The sequence below is a fragment of the Nocardia sp. NRRL S-836 genome (genome assembly GCF_001279525.1).
In the GTDB taxonomy this organism is placed as follows: domain Bacteria; phylum Actinomycetota; class Actinomycetes; order Mycobacteriales; family Pseudonocardiaceae; genus Lentzea.
This window is the reverse complement of sequence record NZ_LGDY01000110.1, coordinates 1-22,995: the sequence shown is the minus strand read 5'-3', so window position 1 is coordinate 22,995 and position 22,995 is coordinate 1. Positions and strand designations below refer to the sequence as shown.

23 protein-coding genes are annotated in these 22,995 nt (G+C 70.6%); 8 read left to right on the top strand and 15 right to left on the bottom strand.

All coding sequences use genetic code 11. The annotated features are described in order from the left end of the window. Nucleotides 1-52: 52 nt before the first annotated feature. The 3 genes from ADL03_RS26425 to ADL03_RS26415 are packed head-to-tail and all read right to left on the bottom strand — an operon-like array spanning nt 53 to nt 1,977. Nucleotides 53-598 (bottom strand): DinB family protein, encoded by a 546-nt coding sequence (locus ADL03_RS26425; protein ID WP_053736251.1) that lies wholly within the window; start codon nt 596-598, stop codon nt 53-55. 42 nt (nt 599-640) lie between these two features. Continuing rightward, nucleotides 641-1,252, bottom strand: coding sequence for an alpha/beta family hydrolase (locus ADL03_RS26420; RefSeq protein ID WP_053736250.1), 612 nt, complete (start codon nt 1,250-1,252; stop codon nt 641-643). Further along, on the bottom strand, nt 1,249-1,977 hold the full coding sequence (locus ADL03_RS26415) for an SOS response-associated peptidase (protein ID WP_053736249.1): 729 nt from the start codon (nt 1,975-1,977) through the stop codon (nt 1,249-1,251). Before ADL03_RS26415 ends, ADL03_RS26420 begins: the two co-directional genes overlap by 4 nt. Nucleotides 1,978-2,062: 85 nt before the next feature. Here ADL03_RS26415 and aroA point away from each other — a divergent pair, with 85 nt between their 5' ends. From aroA to ADL03_RS26390, 5 genes are all read left to right on the top strand, one after another. Beyond that, nucleotides 2,063-3,331: a 3-phosphoshikimate 1-carboxyvinyltransferase gene (gene aroA / locus ADL03_RS26410; protein ID WP_053736248.1), complete on the top strand. Its 1,269-nt coding sequence runs from the start codon at nt 2,063-2,065 to the stop codon at nt 3,329-3,331. A 1-nt stretch (nt 3,332) separates the two neighbouring features. After that, nucleotides 3,333-4,331, top strand: a complete 999-nt coding sequence (gene rsgA, locus ADL03_RS26405; RefSeq protein ID WP_053736247.1) for a ribosome small subunit-dependent GTPase A — start codon at nt 3,333-3,335, stop codon at nt 4,329-4,331. 35 nt (nt 4,332-4,366) lie between these two features. Further along, nucleotides 4,367-4,795, top strand: coding sequence for a hypothetical protein (locus ADL03_RS48760; RefSeq protein WP_053736246.1), 429 nt, complete (start codon nt 4,367-4,369; stop codon nt 4,793-4,795). Continuing rightward, the gene (locus ADL03_RS26395; RefSeq protein ID WP_053736245.1) at nt 4,792-5,310 is read left to right on the top strand and encodes a DUF3558 family protein; all 519 of its coding nucleotides are present in this window, start codon (nt 4,792-4,794) and stop codon (nt 5,308-5,310) included. Before ADL03_RS48760 ends, ADL03_RS26395 begins: the two co-directional genes overlap by 4 nt. A gap of 82 nt (nt 5,311-5,392) precedes the next feature. Further along, on the top strand, nt 5,393-6,124 hold the full coding sequence (locus ADL03_RS26390) for an NAD(P)-dependent oxidoreductase (RefSeq protein WP_053736244.1): 732 nt from the start codon (nt 5,393-5,395) through the stop codon (nt 6,122-6,124). Here the strand turns inward: ADL03_RS26390 and pruA are convergent. Further along, nucleotides 6,121-7,749 carry an L-glutamate gamma-semialdehyde dehydrogenase gene (gene pruA / locus ADL03_RS26385; RefSeq protein ID WP_053736243.1) on the bottom strand — a complete coding sequence of 543 codons (1,629 nt, stop codon included), beginning with the start codon at nt 7,747-7,749 and terminating at the stop codon, nt 6,121-6,123. The genes ADL03_RS26390 and pruA overlap by 4 nt on opposite strands. 36 nt (nt 7,750-7,785) lie before the next feature. Here pruA and ADL03_RS26380 point away from each other — a divergent pair, with 36 nt between their 5' ends. Further along, nucleotides 7,786-8,172, top strand: a complete 387-nt coding sequence (locus tag ADL03_RS26380; RefSeq protein WP_053736242.1) for a VOC family protein — start codon at nt 7,786-7,788, stop codon at nt 8,170-8,172. A 3-nt stretch (nt 8,173-8,175) separates the two neighbouring features. Here ADL03_RS26380 and ADL03_RS26375 read toward each other — a convergent pair whose 3' ends face one another. The 4 genes from ADL03_RS26375 to ADL03_RS26360 all read right to left on the bottom strand — a co-directional run bounded on the left by ADL03_RS26375 (nt 8,176) and on the right by ADL03_RS26360 (nt 11,331). Then, on the bottom strand, nt 8,176-8,676 hold the full coding sequence (locus ADL03_RS26375; protein WP_053736241.1) for a pyridoxamine 5'-phosphate oxidase family protein: 501 nt from the start codon (nt 8,674-8,676) through the stop codon (nt 8,176-8,178). Between the two features lie 85 nt (nt 8,677-8,761). Then, nucleotides 8,762-9,253: a hypothetical protein gene (locus ADL03_RS26370; protein WP_053736240.1), complete on the bottom strand. Its 492-nt coding sequence runs from the start codon at nt 9,251-9,253 to the stop codon at nt 8,762-8,764. Next, on the bottom strand, nt 9,253-10,644 hold the full coding sequence (locus ADL03_RS26365) for a wax ester/triacylglycerol synthase family O-acyltransferase (protein WP_053736239.1): 1,392 nt from the start codon (nt 10,642-10,644) through the stop codon (nt 9,253-9,255). The genes ADL03_RS26370 and ADL03_RS26365 overlap by 1 nt, the downstream gene beginning before the upstream one ends. Nucleotides 10,645-10,665: 21 nt before the next feature. Further along, nucleotides 10,666-11,331 (bottom strand): phosphotransferase, encoded by a 666-nt coding sequence (locus tag ADL03_RS26360; RefSeq protein ID WP_053736238.1) that lies wholly within the window; start codon nt 11,329-11,331, stop codon nt 10,666-10,668. A gap of 118 nt (nt 11,332-11,449) precedes the next feature. Here ADL03_RS26360 and ADL03_RS26355 point away from each other — a divergent pair, with 118 nt between their 5' ends. Beyond that, complete coding sequence (locus ADL03_RS26355) at nt 11,450-12,199, top strand: RNA methyltransferase (protein WP_157529249.1); 750 nt, start codon at nt 11,450-11,452, stop codon at nt 12,197-12,199. Nucleotides 12,200-12,216: 17 nt separating this feature from the next. Here ADL03_RS26355 and ADL03_RS26350 read toward each other — a convergent pair whose 3' ends face one another. Next, the gene (locus tag ADL03_RS26350; RefSeq protein WP_053736237.1) at nt 12,217-12,468 is read right to left on the bottom strand and encodes a hypothetical protein; all 252 of its coding nucleotides are present in this window, start codon (nt 12,466-12,468) and stop codon (nt 12,217-12,219) included. Nucleotides 12,469-12,606: 138 nt separating this feature from the next. Continuing rightward, nucleotides 12,607-13,017 (bottom strand): HAD-IA family hydrolase, encoded by a 411-nt coding sequence (locus ADL03_RS26345; protein WP_053736236.1) that lies wholly within the window; start codon nt 13,015-13,017, stop codon nt 12,607-12,609. Nucleotides 13,018-13,089: 72 nt separating this feature from the next. Here ADL03_RS26345 and ADL03_RS47385 point away from each other — a divergent pair, with 72 nt between their 5' ends. Beyond that, complete coding sequence (locus ADL03_RS47385; RefSeq protein ID WP_157529247.1) at nt 13,090-13,494, top strand: Rv3235 family protein; 405 nt, start codon at nt 13,090-13,092, stop codon at nt 13,492-13,494. A 218-nt stretch (nt 13,495-13,712) separates the two neighbouring features. Here ADL03_RS47385 and secA read toward each other — a convergent pair whose 3' ends face one another. From secA to ADL03_RS26315, 5 genes are all read right to left on the bottom strand, one after another. Beyond that, entirely contained in the window at nt 13,713-16,571 is a 2,859-nt protein-coding gene (secA, locus tag ADL03_RS26335; RefSeq protein ID WP_197288676.1) for a preprotein translocase subunit SecA, read from the bottom strand. 1,566 nt (nt 16,572-18,137) lie between these two features. Continuing rightward, nucleotides 18,138-18,809 (bottom strand): ribosome hibernation-promoting factor, HPF/YfiA family, encoded by a 672-nt coding sequence (gene hpf / locus ADL03_RS26330; protein ID WP_053736233.1) that lies wholly within the window; start codon nt 18,807-18,809, stop codon nt 18,138-18,140. 971 nt (nt 18,810-19,780) lie between these two features. Beyond that, entirely contained in the window at nt 19,781-20,386 is a 606-nt protein-coding gene (locus ADL03_RS26325; RefSeq protein ID WP_053736291.1) for a ComF family protein, read from the bottom strand. 344 nt (nt 20,387-20,730) lie between these two features. Next, a complete protein-coding gene (locus ADL03_RS26320) occupies nt 20,731-22,470 on the bottom strand; it encodes an LpqB family beta-propeller domain-containing protein (RefSeq protein WP_053736232.1) in 1,740 nt (579 codons plus the stop codon). After that, nucleotides 22,467-22,995: ATP-binding protein (locus ADL03_RS26315; RefSeq protein WP_197288670.1), on the bottom strand; the 529-nt coding region annotated here is incomplete at its 5' end. The genes ADL03_RS26315 and ADL03_RS26320, both read right to left, overlap by 4 nt.

Here is a 22,995-nt window from a genome sequence, read left to right as displayed (position 1 = left end):
CGCTTGCACCCCTGGAAACGCGATCGGTTCGCACCGGGTTGTCACGTGGCCGTCATTCGCCGGTCTGGCCGTCGATCGCCTCGCGCAGCAGGTCGGCGTGCCCGTTGTGGCGCGAGTACTCCTCGACCATGTGCGTGAGGATCCACCGCAGGTTCACGGTCCGGTCGTCGCCGCGCCACGGCTTGCGCCTGGCCGGCTGACCGAGGTCACCGGTCCGCAGCGCCTCCTCGACGGCCGCGCGGGAGCGGCCGACCTCGTCCTGCCACAACGCCACGAGCTCGTCGGGGGTGTGGCCGGCGGCCGAGTGCCAGTCCCAGTCGTGGTCGGCCTTCCAGTCGACGCTCGCCCACGGCTCCAGCGGCTCGCGGTCGTGCAGCACGACGTGGAACCAGTGCTGTTCGACGTACGCGAGGTGCTTGACCAGGCCGCCGAGGGTCATCTCGGACTTCGCGGTGGTCTGGGCGAGCTGCTGCGCGCTCAGCCCGCCGACCTTCCACGCGAGGGTCGCGCGCTGGAACTCCAGGAACCCGGTCAGGGTGGCGAGCTCGTCGCCGTCCGTCGGAGGTTCGGGCCGGTCTTGGTCGTCCACAAGGGTCATGGGGCCGGACAGTAATGCCCGGATCGGCGTTGAGCAGGCGATTTAGTCGAGGGGGCGCAGCACGCGGTCCAGCCACTCGCCGACGAACCGGCCGACCTCCGCGACGGACGTCTTCAGCGAGTGGTCGCCCTGGAGCAGCACGACCTCGCGGCGGTGGCCGCGGGCGGGCTGCCCGAACGGGTCGTTCTCGCCCTGCACGACCAGGGTGGCGACCTCGACGCCGTCCAGCTCGGCCATCCGCGACTTCTCCGGCTTGCCCGGCGGGTGCACCGGGAACGCCAGGCAGAGCACGGCGACCGCCTGGCCCTCGACGCTCGTGCGGCACGCCACCCGTGCACCCGACGACCGGCCGCCGAACACCAGCGGCAGGCCGTCGAACCAGCGTTCGCCCAGGTCGTCGACCACGGACAGCCACGCCGTGTCGAGCTGCTTCGCCGGGGCGGGGGCGCGGCGGCCGGCGACGCGGTAGGGCTGTTCGACCAGTGCCACGTGCACGCCGACGGAGTTCGCGGCGTGGCACGCGGCCACCAGGTCGGGTGCCTCGACGCCGCCACCGGCGCCGTGGCCGAGCAGCAGTGCGGCCCGCGGTTCGTGGGCGCAGTGCAGTGAGGCCCGCGCGGGGCCGTGCGGTGTGTCCACCAGCAGCGTGTTCACGACAGCTCGAACAGCGTGGGTGCGGGCTTCTCGTCCTCGGCGAGCGAGACGCGGTCCATGAGCGACGGGCCGTTGTTCTTCACGCTGTTCACCGCGGTCGAGACCGGGCGCAGCTCCAGCGCGTCGACGATCGACGGGTCGGGTGCGAGCAGCTCGCCCGGGTCCTGCGACGCCGGGTCGAGCCACGCCGACCAGCGGTCGTGCGGCAGCAGCAACGGCATGCGGTGGTGCACCTCGGTCATCGCGCCGATGGCGTCCGTCGTCAGCACCGCGCACGTCACGGTCGGCACGTCGTCCTTCCACCACACGGACCAGATGCCCGCCATCGCGAGCGAGACGTCGTCCCCGAGCGTGATGAAGTACGGCTGCTTGCGGCCCTCGCCCGGCTGCCACTCGTACCAGCCTGCGGCGGGGATGATGCACCGGCGCTTCATCGCCGACTGCTTGTACGCGGGCTTGCTCAGCACGCTCTCCGCGCGGGCGTTGATCATCTTGGCCGCGCCGGAGAGGTCCTTGGCCCAGTGCGGGACCAGGCCCCAGCGCATCACCCGCAGGCTGCGCTCCAGTTCCTCGTCCTCGGGTTTGCGCTCGACCACCGCCATGACGTGCTTGGTGGGAGCGATGTTGTAGTCGGGTCCCGGTGCCTCGTCGCCGGTCCCGTCCACCGCTTCGAACTCGGCCGCGAGCAGCGCCGGGTCCTTGGTGGAGGCGTACCTACCACACAAAACCGATCACCTCCGAAGTCGCAATCGTCGCACGCCGGGAACACCTGTGCGAGCCGCCCCGGCCGCATGCGGGATCATTCAGCGCATGACTCAGCACTGGTCAGCCCCCAGCGCACCCGGCCCAGTCCACTCCACGGTGCCGGTGCCCGGCTCGAAGTCGATCACGAACCGCGCCCTGGTGCTCGCGGCGCTGGCCGAGGGGCCGTCCGCGGTGCACGCGCCGTTGCGCAGCCGCGACACCGCGTTGATGGCGAAGGCGCTCACCTCGCTCGGCGTCGGGATCACCGACCGGGCCGACGGCGGCTGGGACGTCACGCCGGGCGCGCTGCGCGGACCGGCCGACGTCGACTGCGGGCTCGCGGGCACGGTCATGCGGTTCCTGCCGCCGGCCGCCGCGCTGGCCGAGGGCGAGATCAGGTTCGACGGCGACCCGCACGCCCGCGTGCGGCCGATGAGCACCGTGCTGGAGGCGTTGCGCGGGCTCGGTGCGGAGGTCGAGGGCGACGCGCTGCCGTTCACGTTGCGCGGCACCGGATCGCTGGCCGGCGGCGAGGTCACGATCGACGCGTCGGGCTCGTCGCAGTTCGTGTCCGGGCTGCTGCTGTCGGCCGCGCGCTACGACAAGGGCGTGACGGTGCGGCACGCGGGCAAGCCCGTGCCGTCGTTGCCGCACATCGACATGACGGTCCAGACGCTGCGTTCGGTCGGGGTCGCGGTGGAGACCGACGGCACCAGCACGTGGCACGTCGAGCCCGGCCCGATCGCCGCGCGGACGTGGCACGTGGAGCCGGACCTGTCCAACGCGACGGTGTTCCTGGCGGCGGCCGCGGTGACCGGCGGCGAGGTGACCATCCCCGGCTGGCCGGCCGAGACCACCCAGCCCGGTGACGCGGTGCGCGGCATCCTCACGCGCATGGGCTGCTCGGTCGAGCTGTCGGAACGGGGTCTGACCGTGCGCGGCCCCGCGAAGCTGTCCGGTGTGGACATCGACCTGCGCGACGAGAGCGAGCTGACGCCCACGGTGGTGGCACTCGCGGCACTGGCCGAGGGCCGCACGGTGATCCGCGGTGTCGCGCACATCCGCGGCCACGAGACCGACCGGATCGCCGCGCTGGTGAACGAGGTCAACGCGCTGGGCGGCAACGCCTCCGAGACCGAGGACGGCCTGGTGGTCGAGCCGGCTCCGCTGCACGGCGGGGTGTGGAAGGCCTATGCCGACCACCGGATGGCGACCGCGGGCGCGATCATCGGGCTCGTGGTGCCGGGCGTGGCGGTGGACGACATCGGGTCGACGACGAAGACGATCCCGGACTTCCCGGGAATGTGGACCACCATGCTCACGGGGGCGCGTTGAGGTGAGCAAGCAGGACTGGCGCAAGCTCGACGAGACCGACGTGCGGGTGCGCCCCGGCAAGGGCACGCGGCCGCGCAGCAAGAGGCGGCCGGAGCACGCCGACGCCGAGAGCGCGATGGTGATCGGCGTCGACCGGGGCCGGTGGACGTGCGCGATGGAGTCCGGTGCCGTCGTCACGGCGATGCGTGCGCGCGAGCTCGGCCGCACGCCCGTGGTGGTCGGCGACCAGGTCGGCGTCGTCGGTGACACGTCGGGCCAGCCGGACACGCTGGCCCGCATCGTGCGCGTCGAGGAGCGGACCTCGGTGCTGCGCCGCACCGCCGACGACACCGACCCGTTCGAACGCGTCGTCGTCGCCAACGCCTCCCAGCTCATCATGGTCGTCGCTCTGGCCGATCCCCCGCCGCGCACCGGTTTCATCGACCGCTGCCTGGTCGCCGCGTACGCCGGTGGCCTGGAACCGGTGCTGTGCCTCACGAAGTCGGACCTGGCCTCGCCGGAGGAGCTGCTGGCGCTCTACACCGAGCTGGCCGTGCCGGTGATCGTGACCCGGTCCGACGAGGAACCCGCCGAGCTGCGCGCACGGCTGGCGAACACGGTGTCGTGCCTGATCGGCCACTCCGGCGTCGGCAAGTCCACCCTGGTCAACAAGCTCGTGCCGGACGCCAACCGCGCGGTCGGCGTCGTCTCCGGCGTCGGCAAGGGCCGGCACACCTCCACCCAGGCCGTCGCGCTGCGCCTGCCCGGCGGCGGCTGGGTGGTCGACACCCCGGGCATCCGCTCGTTCGGCCTGGCCCACATCACGCCGGACGACATCGTGAAGGCCTTCCCGGACTTCGCGGAGGCCGCCGAGGAGTGCCCGCCCGGCTGCGGCCACCTGGGTGCGCCCGAGGACCCCGGTTGCATGCTGGACGAGCTCGTTCCGGACGCGCCGGGCCGGTTGACGTCGTTGCGCCGCCTGCTCGCCTCCCGTGCCGGGCTGGACGACTACACGGACTGAGCCCCGACCCCCTGATCAAGTGCAGAAGGAAGTGCATGAAGCGAGTTCTGGCCCTGGTGCTGCTGCTGAGCGCCTGCGGTGGCGACCCCGCTCCCCCGAAGTTCACCGACACCGACCCGTGCACGCTGCTGCGCGGCGGCGACGCGGGTGAGCTGACCAGCACCGCCAAGGGCGAGCGCGAGTGCACGTTCGCGTTCGGCTCGACGACGGTGACGCTGAAGCTGCTGGAGGCGAAGTTCGAGCAGGAGTCGGCGCGGCTGCAGACCGGCGGCGGGTACGGCGCGGTGGTCGAGGACCGGCCGATGACCCGCCGGTGCGCGTCGTCGGCGTGCGAGGCCGTGGTGCAGGTGCGCGAGGGCGAGCTGCTCGGGTTGAGCGTCACCAAGCAGGGCGAGGACGACAACGTGCTCGGCCAGACCACGCAGGGCCTGGCGTTGAAGGCATTGCAGCGGCTGCCGCGGTGAAGCGCGTCCTGCTGCCGGTCATCCTGGTCGCGGGCTGCGCCTCGACGCCCGCTCCCCCGCCCGTGCAGACCACGACCACGACCACCACCACGACGACGGCCACCACCACGTCGCCGCGCATCGACACACCGCGCAAGCTCGCGGGCCTCGACCCGTGCGCGTTGCTGGAGGCGAAGGACTTCGACGAACCGCTGTTCAGCGCACCGGCGCCGTTCGCGGGCCTGCCGAAATCGTGCGAGTACCGGGTCGGCACCGGCACGGCCGGGGACCTGCGGGTGTTCGCCGCGATCGGCGGGCCGTACGACGAGACGCGGAAGCCCCAGGGGCTCGTCGACGGTCACTCGATGTGGGTCTCGTGCAACGCGGGGTCGGAGTGCACGGCGACGGTCGTGGTGTCGCGGACCGAGACGATCGCGGTGGTCGTCCACCTCGAAGGCGCCAACCAGGACCAGAAGGTGCAGATCGCGACCGGCAAGGTGGGCAACGCGCTGAAGCGGCTGCCCGCCACCGGCTGACCTGTCACGAACCGGCCTGTCACGAATTGGACGGTCACGAACCGGGCTGTCACGAATCGGCAGGCTGTCCCGTCCACCGGTCATGAAGGTTTTCGTGATCGGTGCGACGGGTGTGCTCGGGCGGGAAGCTCTGCCGCGGCTGCGGGAGGCGGGCCACGAGGTCGGGGTGCTCGACCGGCACACCACCTCGCTGTTCGACGTCGCCGGGCTGACGGCCGCGCTGAGCGGCTACGACGCCGTCCTCAACCTCGCCACCCGCATCCCGTTGAGCGCCAGGGCCGTGCTGCCCGGTGCCTGGGCCGAGAACGACCGCATCCGCACCGGGGGCAGCGCCGCGGTGGCCGAGGCGGCGTTGCGGGCGGGCGTGGGCCGCGTGGTGCAGGAGGGCATCTCGTTCGTGTACGCCGACGGCGGTGACCGGGAGCTGGACGAGAACGCTCCCATCGAGCCCGTCGGTCACATCGCCAGCTCGGTGACCGCGCAGCACAACGTCCTGCGCCACCCCGGCGGCGTCTTCCTGCGCTTCGGGATGCTGGTGGGCGGCGCCGCCCAGTCGCCGCCGGTGCTCGTCGGCGACGGCTGGATGTCGGTCGTGCACCCCGGCGACGCGGCGGCCGCCGCCATCGCCGCTCTCGGTGCGCCGGCGGGCGTCTACAACGTCGGCACGCCGGTCTTGAAGCGGGACCTGGGCATCACGCGGCTGCCGCGCGCGTTCGGGAGGCTCGCGACGTCGCTGGCGGTGTTCGGGCGCTCGCAACGGGTCGTGAGCACCAAGCTCACCGCGGCGACGGGCTGGGCACCGCGGGCCCGCTAGCCCATGTGCGGATAGCCGTGCCGGGTCGGGGGCACCAGCGTTTCCTTGATGGCGCGCGGACTCGTCCACCGTTGCAGGTTGTAGATCGACCCGGCCTTGTCGTTCGTCCCCGACCCGCGCGACCCGCCGAACGGCTGCTGTCCCACGACGGCGCCGGTCGGCTTGTCGTTGACGTAGAAGTTGCCCGCCGCGAACCGCAGCCCGCGGTGGGCCTGTTCCACGGCGACGCGGTCGCGGGCGAACACGGCGCCGGTCAGCGCGTACGGCGTGGAGGTGTCGATGACGCCCATGATCTGCTCGTAGTCCGCGTCGTCGTAGACGTGCACGGCGAGGATCGGGCCGAAGTACTCGGAGGTGAAGATGTCGTGGTGCGGGTCGGTGCCCAGCAGCACGGTCGGGTCGACGAAGTAGCCGACCGAGTCGTCGCACGTGCCGCCGGCCAGGACGTCGACCGAGGTGGAGGCGGACGCCATCAGCAACGCGTCCTCGTGCTTGGCGAACGCGCGGTGGTCGATGACCGCGCCGCCGAACGCCGACAGGTCCGTGACGTCGCCGTACGCCAGCGTCTTCGTGAGGTCGACCAGCTGGTCGCGCACACCGTTGTCCCACGACGAACGCGCGATGTACGCCCGTGAGGCGGCCGAGCACTTCTGGCCCTGGTACTCGAAAGCACCGCGCACCAGACCGGTCACGAGGGCGTCGGGGTCGGCGGAGGCGTGGGCCAGCACGAAGTCCTTGCCGCCGGTCTCGCCGACGATGCGCGGGTAGGCGCGGTAGTGGTCGAGGTTGCTCGCCATGGTCTGCCACAGCGCCTTGAACGTGCGGGTGGAACCGGTGAAGTGCAGGCCGGCGAAGAACCGGTCGCGCAACGCCACCTCGCTCACGGCCCGGCCGTCACCGGTGACGAGGTTGACCACACCCGGTGGCAGCCCCGCCTCCTCCAGCAGGCGCATCGTGTAGTGGGCGGCCAGTTGCTGCGTCGGCGACGGCTTCCACACCACCGTGTTGCCCATCAGCGCGGGCGCCAGCGGCAGGTTGCCGGCGATGGCGGTGAAGTTGAACGGCGTGATCGCGACGACGAACCCGTCCAGCGGCCGGTGGTCCATCCGGTTCCACACGCCGGGGCTCGACACCGGCTGCTCCGCCAGGATCCGGCGCCCGAAGTGGACGTTGAACCGCAGGAAGTCGATCAGCTCGCACGCCGAGTCGATCTCGGCCTGCTGCACGGACTTCGACTGCCCGAGGATCGTGGCGGCGTTCAGGGTGTCGCGCCACGGCCCGGAAAGCAGGTCGGCCGCCCGCAGCAGCACCGCGGCGCGTTCGTCGAACGGCAGCTCCTGCCACCCCGGCGCGGCGTGCTGGGCGGCCCGCATCGCCGCCGCGACGTCGGAGTTGGTCGCGTTCGCCGTCACGCCGAGCACGTGCCGGTGGTCGTGCGGCTGGACGACGTCGACCCGGTCGCCGCCACCCATCCGCTGCTGACCGCCGATGGTCATGGTCAGCTCGTGGGTGGTTCCCTCCAGCTCCGCGACGCGGGCCTGCAGCGCGGCACGTTCGGCGCTGCCGGGCGCGTAGGTGCGCACGGGCTCGTTGACCGGTTCGGGTGCAGACGTTACGGCGTCCATTCCCCCATCGTGGCACGCGGTAGTAGGGTCCGTCGGGTGGCGCGGGTGACTGGCATCGGCGGGGTCTTCCTGCGTTCCAGGGACCCCGTGCGCCTGGCGGCCTGGTACCGCGACAACCTCGGTGTGCCGATGAGCGAACGCGGCACCGTCACGTTCCACTGGCTCGACACCGCCACGTCGGAGTACCCCGGCACCACCACCATGGCGTTGTTCGCGCAGGACACCGACTACATCGGCGAACCGCACCAGCGCACCATGCTGAACCTGCGCGTGGACGACCTGGTGTCGTTGATGTCGAAGCTGCGGGCCCGCGGGGTCGAGGTGCTGCCGGAGACCGAGGACTCGGAGTTCGGCCGGTTCGGCTGGTGCGTGGACCCCGAGGGCAACCGCATCGAGCTCTGGGAACCCGCGACGGGCATGTGAGCTTCAGGCTCCCTGCGCGGCGGCCTGGCGTTGCACGAGCTCGGCGACGTTGTCGGGCAACGTGGTCTCGAAGTCGGTCAGCTTGACCCAGGCCGGCCTGAGCACGATGCGGACCATGCCGTCGCTGTAGAGCGACCGCACGTTGACCTCCCACTCGGCGCGCTGCTCCGGCGTCATCGACATGGTCTTGGCGACCTGGAGGTACTCCTCCGGGATGTCGTCCACGGGGTCCAGCTCGACGTTGCCCCGCACGGACAGGATCTTCGGCGGGAAGCCCTCGGTGTCGATCGTGAACGCGACGGCCGGGTTCGCCGCCAGCATGGCGAGCTTGCGGGCGTTCTTCGAGGTGCACACGACGAGCTCCGCGCCGTTCCAGCAGAACCCGACCGGGATGTTGCGGGGTGTGCCGTCCTGCGCGACGAACGCCAGCCGGGCGATGTCGCGGGCGAGCAGCTCCTGGCTGAGCGGGTGGTTCAGGACCTCGTCGATCTCGTGCTGCCGCATGGCTCTGGCTCCGTCTCTCCGGTGTCGGACAACCGGGGGACGGAGCCGGTCGCGGCACCTCGACATCAGCCGGAGGTGACCTGTGTCACATGAGTTCCAGCACGAAGGCCAGCTCCTGCGCCGCGTACCAGGCCAGCTCGTGGTCCTCGGCGCTGCCCAGCGTGAACTCCGCGTCCGGGTCGCCCAGGTCGGCGGCGTCCACGACCTCGGCCGCGGCACGCACGTCGTCCTCCGCCTCGGCCGTGTCGAGGTGCACGGACGCGACGTCCTTCAACGTGAACGAACCCGCGACCTTCACCACCGAGAAGTCGAGGTCGGGCCGCAGCGTCACGTCGTCCGCGTCCACCGCGACGACCGCGCGGCGCGGTTCCGACTTCTCGTCGGCGGCCAGCAGCCGCAGCGAGGCGCGGGCCGCGTCGAGCATCGCGGCGTACTCCAGCTCCTCGGTGTCGCCGGCGGCGTAGGACTCGCGCAGCGCCGGCGTCAGCGCGAACGCCGTGCCGCCCAGCGGAGTGAGCTCGCCGGTGTCGACGAAGGTGCGCAGCATGGCCACCGTTGCCGGGATGTAGACCCTCATCACGCGCTCGCCGTCCCCATCAGTTCCTCCACCGACTCCTCGACCATGCTCGCCAGAACGTCCACATCGGACATGGCGTCGCGGTCACCGTTCAGCCCGAAGTAAACACCGCCGTCGTACGACGTCACCCCGATGGCCAGCGCCTGGTTCTTGGCGAGCGGCACGACCGGAAAGATCTCGGTCATTCTCGCGCCCGCGGCGTACAGCGGCACCTGCGGGCCGGGAACGTTGGTGACCATCACGTTGAACAGCCGGCGGCTGAACGAGCTGGCCGCCCGCGCACCGAGCGCGTGCAGGGTCGGCGGCGCGAAGCCGGAGACCTTGACCAGCGCGTCGGCGGCCACGGACTGGCCGGACTCCTTGTGCGCGCGGGTCGCGTGGCTCACGTGGTGCAGCCGCACGACCGGGTTCGGCTCGCCCACCGGCAGGTCCACCAGGTACGCGGAGACGTTGTTGCCGGACTCGGGATCGGTGTCGCGCACCGACATCGGCGTCATCGCGCGGATCGAGGTGCTCCCGGTGACGTTCTCGCCGCGGCTGAGCAGCCAGTTCCGCATCGCCCCCGCCAACGCCGCCAGCACCACGTCGTTGACCGTGCCGCCGTGCGCCTTGCGGATGGTGCGCAGGTCGTCGAGCCGTGCGCGCGCCACGGCGAACCGGCGCTGCGGCGACATGATGCGCACGTTCAACGGGCTGCCGGGCGCGGGGGTCGCGGCGGTGCGGACGGCGGCGGCCACGACGCCGACGGCGTTCACGACCTTCCCGACCGTGGCGACGGTGTCCATCGCGGCGCTGCGGACGTTCTCCACCAGCTCACCGGGCCGGTGCACGACCTCGGTGAGCGCGTCCGCCACCAGCTGCAGCGAGCTGGGCTCCGGCTGCGGCATCCAGAGGTTCTCGACGTTCGTGCGCGGCGACGGCGACACGTCGAGCATGACCTGACCGATCTCCAGCGACGCGATGCCGTCGACCATGGCCTGGTGCGTCTTCGTGATCACCGCGGTCTGGTTCTTCGCGAGACCCTCGACCAGGTAGATCTCCCACAGCGGCCGCGAGTGGTCCAGCGGCCGTGACATCAGCCGCGCCACCAGGTCGTGCAGCTGCTTCTCGCTGCCCGGCTTGGGCAGAGCGGAGCGCCGCACGTGGTAGGTGACGTCGAAGTCCGGGTCGTCCACCCACACGGGCCGCGCGATGCGGCCGGGGACCTGCACGACCTTCTGCCGGTAGCGCGGCACGAGGCTCAGCCGCTGCTCGATGAGGTCGACGAGCTTGTCGTAGTCGAAGCCCGCCTTGGGCCTGCGGAACACCGCCACACCACCGACGTGCATCGGCGTCGTGGAGTCCTCCAGGTACAGGAACGAGGCGTCCAGCGCTGACAGTCGGTCCGGCATGCCCGCCAGCCTAATGCCGCGCTAGGGCCGGTTGACGGCCATGAGCTTTTCCAGGGCCGCACGTTCCCGCGGATCGCGGTCGTGGCGCTCCAGCCGGATGCGCGCGGCCTCCGGGATCGCCTCGCGCGCCCTCGGGTCCACGTTCGCCATGAACGACCTGAGGAAGCTCCACCGCGTGAGCCTGCGGGCGGTCGTCAGCCTGGCCACCGCGAGCGACACCCAGCTGAGCGCCACGTCGAGCCGCCGGTCGCCCCTCGTCGCGCACGCCCAGTCCAGCACGACCGGTCCCTCGGGGCCGAGCACGACGTTGCCGGGGTGCAGGTCGAGGTGCAGCAGGTCGCCGTCGCCGGTGAGGAAACAGGGGGCTTGGACCGCGTCCAAGCGCCGGTGCAGGCCGGCCAGCTCGCGGCCGAGCGGGCCCGCGAGCCACGGCCTGCGGCCGATCTCCTCGGACATCCGCGGACCGGGCACGTACTGCATGACGAGCTCGTCCGCCGTCGCCTCGTGCACCCGCGGGACGGGGATGCCGTGACCGCTCAGGTACGACATCATCTCGGCCTCGCGCCGCAGGTCACGGCCCGTGCGCGTGCGTTTGACGAGAAGCCCGTCGGACCGGATGAACACGTCCGAGTCCTGGCCGCTCGCGAGGTGTTGACGTTGCGCGACGCTGCGCATACCTGCCGTCATGTGACGATCATCATGCATATGATCCAAAGCACAAGGGCCGAACGGCTCTACTCGGGCACTTCACCCGTTCGAGCCGGGCGTGCGGGGGCCCGTGACCCCGTCTGGCACCCTCATCGGCGTGGAAATCTCGCCCAAGGACCGCTTCGTCACCGTCTACGGCCGCAAGCCAGTGCTGGAAGCGCTGGACGACCCGGCGCTGTCGGTGGACAAGGTGGTGCTCGCCGACACCGCCCGCGGCCCGGCGGCGCGCGAGATCCTGGACGCGGCCCGGTCCCGTGGCGTCGAGGTGCAGCGCGCGACCGCGCAGCGGGTGAAGGTGCTGGCGGGCAACGGCAAGCAGGACCAGGGTGTGCTCGCGGACGTCGTGGCGCCGCGGATGAAGCCGCTGGCGCTGGCGCTGGAAGAGGACGACCTGCGGTCCGTGCTGGTGCTGGACGGCATCACCACGCCGGCGAACGTCGGCATGATCCTGCGGACCGCGACGGCCGCGGGCATCGACGGCATCGTGGTGCCGCGCCGCGGCGTCGCCTCGATCGACCCGCTCGTGGTGAAGGCCTCCGCCGGGGTGGCTTTCCGGGCGCCCGTCCTGCGCTGCGCCACCGCGGCGGAGGCCTCCGCCCTGTTGCGCGCCTCCGGTTTCCCGTTGCACGCGCTGGACTCGCACGCTTCCGACACGATTTATTCGGCCGAATTCGGTGAACGCGCGGCCTTCGTGCTGGGCAGCGAAACGTTCGGAATCACCGACGACGTGCGGCCGCACATCACGTCGTGGCTCTCGATTCCGATGGCCGCCGGTGTGGAATCGCTGAACGTCGCGTCAGCGGCGGCCGTGCTCTGTTTCGAACTGGTGCGGCGCGCCCAGGTGTAGCTCGTCGGGCGGGCGGATCACAGCCAGTCCACGTGGTAGCCCTCGACCCAGGTCGGGCCGACCAGCGCCTCGCAGACGGCGACCGACGACCGGCCGCGCACGCGCCCGATCGAGCCGGAGACGTCCCAGCTGGACAGCGCGGTGCGGCAGTGGGCGACGGCGCGGAAGTTGCCCGGCCTGCCGTCGTCGCAGAAGACCTCGACGCTGTGGCCGCCCCGCGGGTAGTCCTCGGAGCAGCCGCGCTCGTGTGCCTGTGCCGGTGATGTCATCGCCGCGATGGCGGCAACGGCAATCGCAACACAAGCGGCATTTCTTCGCATTGACTCCCCTAAAGACGCGCGGAACCTGCTCCGCGCCGAATTTAGTGGCCGAGCGGAATGACCGGCAATTACGCCTCGGGGTGAAGCTCAATCGCGCAGCGCGATCGCTAGCAGGATCTCCAGCTCCTCGAGGGTGGACCGGGTGGACCGATGGTGGACGCCGACCATGCCCGCCTCGGCGGCGCCGCGGACGTTGACGGCGAGGTCGTCGACGAAGACGCACTCGGCCGGTTCGAGATTGAGCTTCGCGGCCGTGAGCAGGTAGATCTCGACGTCCGGCTTGGCCAGCCCCACCTCGCCGGAGATGACGGTGGCGTCGAAGAGCCCGTGCCACTGCGCCGGCGGGTGCCACCAGCCGTCGGCGTTGGACAGCAGCGCGGTCTTGACGCCCTGCTGCCTGGCCTTGCGCAGCGCGGTGAGCAACGGCGGTTCCGGCGGGTTGTCCTCGCCGGGGTCGGTCAGCACGCCGCCGTAGTCCAGCACCAGGGCCTTGAGCATGGTCAGGACCGTACTACCCACACTTTCGGGTGGACGGTGTCCTGATCAGCGGGGTGTGTCGCCGGTTTCGACATGCCCCCAGTCGTTCGCCGCCTGCCCACCTACGAGCCGCCCGCCGGGGCGGCTTTCGTGCCACACCCCCGCACGCGCCCGCCGTGGACACCTCCACCCGAACCGCCCTCGCCGCCCCTGGACGCCGCCAGGCTCGTCCGAGCCGTCCTGGAGGTGCTCGACGGCCGCCGCCCCGGCCGTTCGCTGCAGCAGCTCGCCCTGCCCCGCCTGGCCGACCGCCTGGCCCGGTCGGTGCGCGTGCGGTCCACCCGCCTGCTGCGCCCGCCCCGCGTCTGCCACCCGTCCCGCTTCGCCGCCGAGATCTCGGCGACGGTGCTGCGGGACAACCGCGCCCTCGCCGTGGCCGCACGCGCCGAACACCGCAACGCCCGCTGGCTGCTGACCACGTTCACAGTGCTGGAGTAACCCCTCCCCCGCTTCCGCGGATCGCGTGCCCTCCAGGGCCACGCGGGGGTCCCACGTGCCTTCCGGAGGCCATGTAGGGGCCCGCGTTCGGTTCTGATGCCCCTGGGCCCGGCGTCGCCTGCAAATGTCACGCGGGGCCCCGCGTTCCCCCTGGGTACACGCAAGGGCCCCGCGTTCCCCTGGTGGGAAGCGCGGGGCCCCTGTGTGGCCGTTGGCTGCTAGCGCTTGCGGCGGTTGCCCTTCGCGGCCTGGCGGGCCGCCTCGCGGCGCTCCTTGCGGGTGCCGCTCTGCGAGCCGCCGTTGTTGTCGGCGTGCTGCTCGACGCCGCCGTCCTCGGCCGGGCCGCTGTAGCTCAGGTGCTGCTCACCGGGGCCGCCGAGACCCTTGCCACGCAGGGCGGGCGGGATCGCGTTGCCGCTGGCCAGCTGCGCCATCGCCGGGCCGGCCGGGGCCGCCGTCTGCTGCTGCGCCTGCTGCTGGGCGGCCGCCGCGGCACGGGCACGCGCCCGTGCGCCCGTCGGCGGCAGCGCCTGCGGGGCCTGGCTGAGCAGGACCGGGACCTCGGGCTCCGGCTGGGGCTCCGGGTCGGCGGCCTCGACCTGCAGGTTGAACAGGAAGCCGACGATCTCCTCCTTCAACGCGTCGAGCATCGCGTTGAACATGTCGAAGCCCTCGCGCTGGTACTCGATGAGGGGGTCGCGCTGCGCCATCGCGCGCAGGCCGATGCCCTCCTTCAAGTAGTCCATCTCGTAGAGGTGCTCGCGCCACTTGCGGTCCAGGACCGACAGCAGCACGCGCCGCTCCAGCTCGCGCATCGCGCCCTCACCGACGCGGCTGTCGATCTCGGCCTCGCGCTCGCGGTAGGCCTTCCGCGCGTCCTCGACGAGCACCTCGCGCAGGTACTCGCGGCTGATGTCCTCATCGGACTCGAGGAGCTGGTCCGCGTCGAGGCTCACCGGGTACAGCGTCTTGAGCGCCGTCCACAGCTTCTCGAAGTCCCAGTCCTCGGCGTAGCCGTCGGCCGTGGCGCCGTTGACGTACTCCTCGACCACGCTCTCGATCATGTGCTCGACCTGTTCCTTCAGGTCTTCGCCCTCGAGGACGCGGCGGCGCTCGGCGTAGATCACCGTGCGCTGGCGGTTCATGACCTCGTCGTACTTCAGAACGTTCTTGCGGATCTCGAAGTTCTGCTGCTCGACCTGGACCTGCGCGCTGCGGATCGCCCTGGTCACCATCTTGTGCTCGATCGGCACGTCGTCCGGCACGTTCAGGCGCGTCATGACCATCTCGACCATCGACGCGTTGAACCGGCGCATCAGCTCGTCCTGCAGCGACAGGTAGAACCGGGACTCACCGGGGTCGCCCTGACGACCGGTGCGGCCGCGCAGCTGGTTGTCGATGCGGCGCGACTCGTGGCGCTCGGTGCCGAGCACGTAGAGACCACCGGCCTCCCGCACCTCGTCCGCCTCGGCCTTGCCCTGGATCGTCAGCTCCTCGACGACCTTGGCCCACGCGGCCTCGTACTCCTCCGGCGTGGTCACCGGGTCGAGGCCGCGGTCGCGCAGCTCGTGGTCGGCGATGATGTCCGGGTTGCCGCCCAGCACGATGTCGGTACCACGGCCGGCCATGTTCGTCGCGACCGTGACGGCACCCTTGCGACCGGCCTTCGCGATGATCAGCGCCTCGCGGTCGTGGTGCTTCGCGTTCAGGACCTCGTGCGGAATGCCCTTGCGCACCAACAGCTTCGACAGGTACTCGGAGCGCTCGACGCTCGTCGTGCCGATCAGGACCGGCTGGCCCTTCGCGTGCTTCTCGGCGATGTCCTCGGCGACGGCCTCGAACTTCGCCTCCTCGCTCTTGTAGACGAGGTCGGGCTGGTCCTTGCGCTGCGGCGGCCGGTTCGTCGGGATCGGCACGACGCCCAGCTTGTAGGTCTGGTGGAACTCGGCCGCCTCGGTCTCGGCGGTACCGGTCATGCCACCGAGCTTCTCGTAGAGGCGGAAGTAGTTCTGGAGGGTGATCGTGGCGAGCGTCTGGTTCTCCGCCTTGATCTCCACACCCTCCTTGGCCTCGATGGCCTGGTGCATGCCCTCGTTGTAGCGCCGCCCGGCGAGCACACGACCCGTGAACTCGTCGACGATCATGACTTCACCGTTGCGGACGATGTAGTCCTTGTCCTTGGTGTAGAGCTCCTTCGCCTTGAGGGCGTTGTTCAGGTAGCCCACCAACGGCGTGTTCGCCGCCTCGTACAGGTTGTCGATGCCCAGCTGGTCCTCGATGAACGCGACACCCTGCTCCGACACACCGACCGTGCGCTTGCGCTCGTCGACCTCGTAGTGCACGTCGCGCTTCATCAACGGCGACATCCGCGCGAACTCGACGTACCACCGGGCACTCTGCTCGGCGGGACCACTGATGATCAACGGCGTGCGCGCCTCGTCGATCAGGATCGAGTCGACCTCGTCGACGATCGCGTAGTAGTGCCCGCGCTGCACGCACTCGTCCAGGCTCCACGCCATGTTGTCGCGCAGGTAGTCGAAGCCGAACTCGTTGTTCGTGCCGTACGTGATGTCCGCGTTGTACGCCGCGCGCCGCTGCTCCGGCGTCATCTCGGACAGGATCGCCCCGACCGTGAGCCCGAGGAACCGGTGGACACGTCCCATCCAGTCCGCGTCGCGCTTGGCGAGGTAGTCGTTCGTGGTGATGACGTGAACGCCCTTGCCGGCGATGGCGTTGAGGTAGACCGGCATGACACTCGTGAGCGTCTTGCCCTCACCGGTGCGCATCTCGGAGATCTGCCCGAGGTGCAGCGCCGCGCCACCCATGAGCTGCACGTCGTAGGGCCGCTGACCGAGGGTGCGCTTGGCCGCCTCGCGGGCCACGGCGAACGCCTCCGGCAGCAGCTCGTCGAGCGACTCGCCCTCGGCGTAGCGCTTCTTGAACTCCTCCGTCTTCGCACGCAGCTCAGCGTCGGAAAGGTCCACCACCTCGTCTTCGAGCTGGTTGATGTGTGCTGCGATGTTGCGGAGGCGCTTGAGCATCTTGCCCTCGCCGGCGCGGAGCAGTCGGGACAGCACCATCTGGATAGACCTCATCACCTGTATCGCGGCGCGCCCACGTCGGACGCCTTTCCCCTGCCCATCGTAGGCAAGTCGCCAAGATGTGTGCACAGACACAGGCGGATTCCTGCACCGGACCTGGTATATGCAGGTCAGGTGCCGTTTCCACGATCTTCCGCGGACCCACCTGTCGCCGGTGCCCCCACCTCGGCTACTGGTGAGGTGAACGCATGAGGACCGCGTAAAGGTTCCTGGTCGGGAGAAGTTCACCTTGACGGTGAACGGGAGGCGGTTGACAAGCCGTTTCGTGGCCGTCCGGGGGGCGCGCTGGGTTGTGGGGCGGGAGGCCGGGGCTCGGGCCGTCGGGCGGAGCTGAGGGGCGGATGGCCGGGCTGGGTTGCGGGGCGGAGCTGCCGAGCGGGCGAGGGCTGGCCGGTGGCGAGGCCACTGGAGGGCGGCCGGGTGAGGCCGACGTGCTGGGCGGGCCTGCTGGGACGGACTGCTGGGTGCGCTGCCAGGCAACGCCAGGGCCGGACTCGGCCAGACCGGACTGCGGGCGAGGCGACGGCTCAGCCGGTGGGAAGCCGCTCGACAGCGGCCCGGCGGCGCCGGGGTGCCGAACAGCGCTGCGGGAAACGAACCGCTGGGGTGCGCCGCCCAGTCAAGGCCAGACGCCGGACTCAGCCAGGTCGGACTCAGCCGGGCGCGAGACCAGGCCGGTCGCGCGCTGCCGAAGTGAGCGCCAGGCGAGGCCGGGAGCTGGTGGGCGGGGCGGGACGCTGGCGTGCGGTTGCTGGTGTGCGCTGTGGAGCTCGGCTGGCCGCCGCCGCGCGAACTTGGCTGCCGGGCAGGGCCTGCATACCGGCTGCCGGGCTGTTGGCGCGGGCTGGCGGAGCGCTGCCGCGAAGCGGCGGCCACGCACCCGTCTCCGATTCGTCCGCAGGCTCGCGCAGGGGTCCCCTCGTCAGTTGGCTCCCCCGCGACCCAACGTACCGAGCAGGTCTGACACTTTCTGGCGCCTCGCACTCCGGCAACGCCAGTCGAGCGGGGTGACCACCTTGGCGGCACGGGTCACGCCCATCGAAGGAAGCAAGCCGCACCGACCTGGTCCCGAGCACGGTCACGCCGTCGAGCGAAGCGAGTCGGATCGGCCCGATGCCAGGGGCGAACACGCCCGTCGAGCGGAGCGAGACGACTCTCCCTCCGCCTCAGGCAGTTCGCGGCTGTCGAGCGAAGCGAGACGTCTCCACCTTCCCTCGACGGGTAGCGGTGACAAGCCCTTTGACCTGCGATTGGGGCTTGACTTCGAGGGCGGGGCGATACCCTGGTTCCGGATCGGCCGGGCTCTTCTCAGCCCGGCTTTTGAAGGCCGACTCATCGCCCCGCAAGAGGCTCGAAGTCAAGCCCCAATCGCGATCGTCGCGAAGCGGCGATGAACCCCGAACGTCGTTCCTGCCTGCAAGACCACGCTGCCAAGGCGACACGCAAACGGACGGACCCAGGCCCCCGAACCGCACACCGCCGCCCTCACACGCGAGGGGTGCGAGGGCGGCGGCGGTCGAAGGATGGGTGTGGGTTACCGCGTCAGGCCAGCCTGATCACGCCGTAGTCGAATCCCTTCCGGCGGTAGACGACGCTCGGGCGTCCGCTGTCGGCGTCGGCGAACAGGTAGAAGTCGTGTCCGACCAGTTCCATCTCGTAGAGGGCCTGGTCGACGGTCATGGGTTTGGCGGCGTGCTCCTTCTCGCGCACCACGCGTCCGGGCAACTGGTCCTCGAGGCCGTCGTCCCACCGCTGCGCGGGCACTTCCGCCATGCCCTCGTAGTCGGCCTCGGGTGCGTCGAGCACCGCGGTCTTCGCGCGGCGCGACGTCATCACCTGACCGTTCTGGTCAGTCGCGGATGCCAGTCCGCTTGTCGCTTCCGCCACCGAGATCGGGGCGCGTGCCCCGTGGTGGACGCGCCTGCGGTCGTGCGAGCGACGCAGGCGGTTCTCGAGCTTCGCGACCGCCGCGTCGAGCGCGGCGTAGAAGTCACCCGCGCAGGCTTCGGAACGGACCACCGGTCCACGTCCCTTGCCGGTGATTTCGACCCGCTGGCAGTTCTTCGACTGGCGGCGGTTCGGTTCGTGGAAAAGTTCCACGTCGAAGCGGATGACCTTGCGGTCGTAGCGCTCAAGCCGGGCCAGCTTTTCGGCGACGTGAACCCTGTAGTGATCGGGCACCTCGACGTTGCGGCCCTTAACGACGATGTCCATACACGACCTCCCTCGCTTTGCTGCGAGCTTTGGCTGGACTGGTTCTCGGGCGCCGTGGCGATCTTGGATCGCGGATGTGTCGCAGAGGGTCGTCCTCCGCGGGTCTCACGGCGCCAGGGTCATGGGCTGTTCGCCTCCTCCCCGCGGGCCGGGAACGCTGATAGCGGTGCACGTTAGCTTGGGATTCACCGTCGCGTAAGCCCCCTTGCCGGGCGAACCGGCAGATTTTTTGGCGACTACACAGCGCGACGACACACCGCCACAGCTCGTGTTCCGAGCGTGGCACGAGCACTGTTCTCCGGCACTTCGCTCACCCGTACGGAGCAGCGCGCGACCAGCACTCGACGGCAGCGTCACTGCGTCGAACGGTTCCAGTCGCGGCCTCATACCCAGCCAACGGGCGACCCGGACGTCATGTTCCCGAAACCTCCAAGAGATCGATTCCGACGCCTCCGACGCGCATTGGGATGGACCCGAACCACAGTTCTTTCACTGAACTGTTCCGTTTCGCTGACCGATCACGAGGCGGTCACGCCTGGCCCAACACCAGATTTCGCCCATTCGCAGACAAGCCGGTGATCTACTCGGCCACCCGGTGAACCATGCATTCCCAGCGATACGTGCTGGTCAGCTCCACATGTGAATAATCGTTAACCGGAGCGGGCCGCACAGGGCCGGCGAGGGGCGCGTCAGCGAGACCGGGCGCCGCGGGCGGCGGCCACCGAGGCGTGGACGGCTCTAATGGTCCACACCAATCGGCAGCGCGCCGGAACGGGGTACGACACGGATACGAAACACTGGTCTTGCGCGGATGGGGTGCAAACGTGCCACTCCGTAGTTCCGGATCTTGGGACAGGACCGCGCTCGCGACGACGACCTGGGGATTCGTGTCCAACCAGGACGAACCGGTGATCCACTAGTCGACACCAACTTCACCCTTGTGGGCGGTGCCGAAAGTCCCAGCGGAACCGTCAACCCCACGGACGTGCTGACGTAAGTGCCAGCACCGCCTTCGCGCGCACACCGGACGATCGCAGCGCTCGGACACAGGCAGCTGCCGTCGCACCCGTTGTGACCACGTCGTCCAGCACCACAACGGTTCCCGGCGGCGGCCGCCCACAAACCAAGATCCGCCCGTCCACGTTCCGGCGGCGCGCGCCGGGACCCAACCCCACGGAGTCGGCCACCCCGGCGGCGAACGACAGCAGCGGCGCCACCGAGGCGATCTGGGCGGCACGAGCGATTCTCACCATGTGGTCACCGCCGCGTTCCCGAGCAGCGGCGGAACGGGACGGGGCCGGCACCAGCACCCACGGCGCGGGCCCCACCGACACCAGCGCCGCGGCCACCAGCGCGCCGAACCACGCCGCCAGGGCTCGCGCGCCCCGCTCCTTGAACGCGAGCACGAGCTCACGCGCTACGCCGCCGTACGCCGCCAGCGCCCACACCGGCGGCCCCACACCGGGCACGGAGAGCCTGGACGGCGGCCCGAACACGCGCAGGCACGACGAACAGCACGCCGGGCCGGACCGTCCACAGCCGGAACACCGCGAGGGCACGAGCAGGTCGAGAGTCATGTGGACCAGCATGACGACGGGGTCCGACAATTTTGTGGATCTACGAAAACCGCAGGTCAAAGGCTGGACGAATCACGGCACGAACGCGGCGAGCTGCTCGTCGAGCCACGGGTACAGCTCCTCCGCCCTGGTGCCGAGCCGCGCCTTCAGGTCCCGCGTGGTCTCGTCGGCCAGCACCTCGATCGTCCCGTCCTCGACGGCGTCGTAAGCCTGGGCCGTGCGCGGTGTACGAGCTGGTGCTCGCGCTGTCGTGGGCCGTCGACCGGTTCGCCGACGACGAGACGGCCGCGCGCGACCGGGTCGCACTGGCCACGGCGGGGGTCTTCACGCGGCCCTGAGCGGGATCAGCCCGGGTAGAAGACCATCGACCCGGCCGAGGTGCGGATGCTGCTCGGCCGCCACACGTCGGTGATGTCGGTCGCCATCCACAACCCGGAGCTGTCGATCACCTGCACGGACCGCGACGGTCCCGCGGCCACCGAGCCCACGAGCCCGGTGAGGTTCGACTGGCTGTACCTGTCCAGCTTGGCGCCGTCGATGTAGACCTTGCTGACCGGCAGCGTCGCCAGCGACGACGACACCACCACGATGTCCTGCGACAGCCAGTCGACCGACAGCACCGAGTTGCCCAGCAACGACGGCTGAACGGGCCGTGGCGCCCTCAGCGCGACGTCCTGCTGGTTGCGCGACACCGAGGCCACGTAGAGCTTCCCTGCGATGACCAGGGCCGCGCGCGTGCCGTCCCGCGACAGCCGCAGCTCGCTGATCGTGCCGAACGACACCAGGTCGGTGATGTTGACGCTCTTGGCGGTCCAGTTCCCGTTGTCCGAACGGGTCACCCGCGCGACCGAGTTCCCGTTGACGACGATCCACACTTCCTTGCCGGGCTCCTTCGGCCCGCTCGACAGCTGCCACGTCGGGCGCGTCAGGGTCGTCGCCGGCAGGTCCACTTCGGACAGCGCCTGCTCGTTCTCCCCGATGCGCAGCCGCATCGACGACGCCTCCCGCGTCACCACGGCGAGCCGCGAGCCGTCCAGCGACTGGGCCGCGCTCGCGACGTTGTACGTGCCGTCACCGGCCGGGCCCTTGACCGCGACGCCGTCGTTCAGCGACCGCAGCCGGCCGTCCACCACGAGCATCCCCGGCAGGTTCACGTTCGAGGCCAGCAACGCCTCCCCCGCGGTCGCCGACACGTCCGACGGGCGGTAGTCGCGCTGCTCGGGCATGATCTGCTGGCCGTCGACCAGCACCCGGATCCGCGACGACGTGACGCCCTGGAACGACTTCACGACCTGCGCGACGATCTGCTTGTTCTTCTCCGGGGTGCGGTCGTTGCCGACCTTGGTGAGGTTGACCTCCAACGCCCCGTCGTCGGCTTCCTTGGTGTTCGAGAACTTGTCGGTGTCCGGGCCCAGCGCCGACACCAGCGTGTCGCGCAGCGCGTCACCGGGGCCCTTGATCAGCAGCTCCGTCACCCGCGTCGGGATTTCGGTCGCCGCCGGCACGATCACGAAGCGCGGGTCCGGCACCAGCACGCTGAACTCCGGGTTGTAGAACCAGAGCACGACCCGGCGGTAGCTGTTGTTGAACACGTTCTGCGGCATGTAGACGCCCGGTGGCGGCTCGGAGATGCGCCACTGGTTCTCGTTGTTGCGCTCCAGCTTCACCGGCGTGGAGAAGTCGCCGAGCTGCGGCACGAACGCGTTGTCGTTGGCGCCCAACCGGCCGACGTTGCGGCCCTGCAGCAGCACCGTCTGCGTCTTCTCCTGCGGCGCCTGCGAGGTCGGCACGGTCGAGAACGCCGTCTCGATGATCGTGGGGCTCTTGGTGTCCCACTTCTTGTCGGCCTCCGGCGTCAGGTAGGCCCGCGCCGCCGCGTAGTTGTGGTCCGGGTTGGACGTCGCGCCGATGAAGTCGCGGACCAGCTCGAACGGGTCCAGGTCGCGCCGCGGCTCGGGCGCCTGGTTCGTGTTCGAGGACTTGTTGTCCTTGGTGCCGATCGGTTTCGGCTGGGTGTTGGTCGGGATCGCGGCGCAGCCCGTGACCGTCAGGAGCACGAGGAACACCAGCGCCAGCCGCTTCACCGCACTTCCTCCGATACCTCGTCGGGCACGCCGTCGACGGGTTCCGCCGGCTGCCAGGTGATCTCCTCAGGGGTCAGCTCGACCTCTTCGGGCTCGTCCGCCACCGGCGTCTCCACGACGGCGGCGGCCGGGAGGGACGCGATGGCGGGCGCCAGCGGCAGCGGGCTCTCCCGCAGCTCCTCGCCGTGCCTGCGCGGCAACGTCAGCCGGAACACCGCGCCGTGGCCGGGCTCGCCCCACGCTTCCAGCCAGCCGCCGTGCAGCCGCGCGTCCTCCAGCGAGATCGACAGGCCGAGGCCGGTGCCGCCGGTGCGCCGGTTGCGCGACGGGTCGGCGCGCCAGAACCGGCTGAACACCAGCTCCGCCTCACCTTGCCGCAGGCCGACGCCGTGGTCCCGCACGGTGATCGCGACCGCGTCCTCGTTGCCGCGCATGGTGAGCTCGACCGGCTGGCCTTCGCCGTGGTCGATCGCGTTCGCCAGCAGGTTGCGCAGGATCCGTTCCACGCGGCGGGAGTCGAGCTCG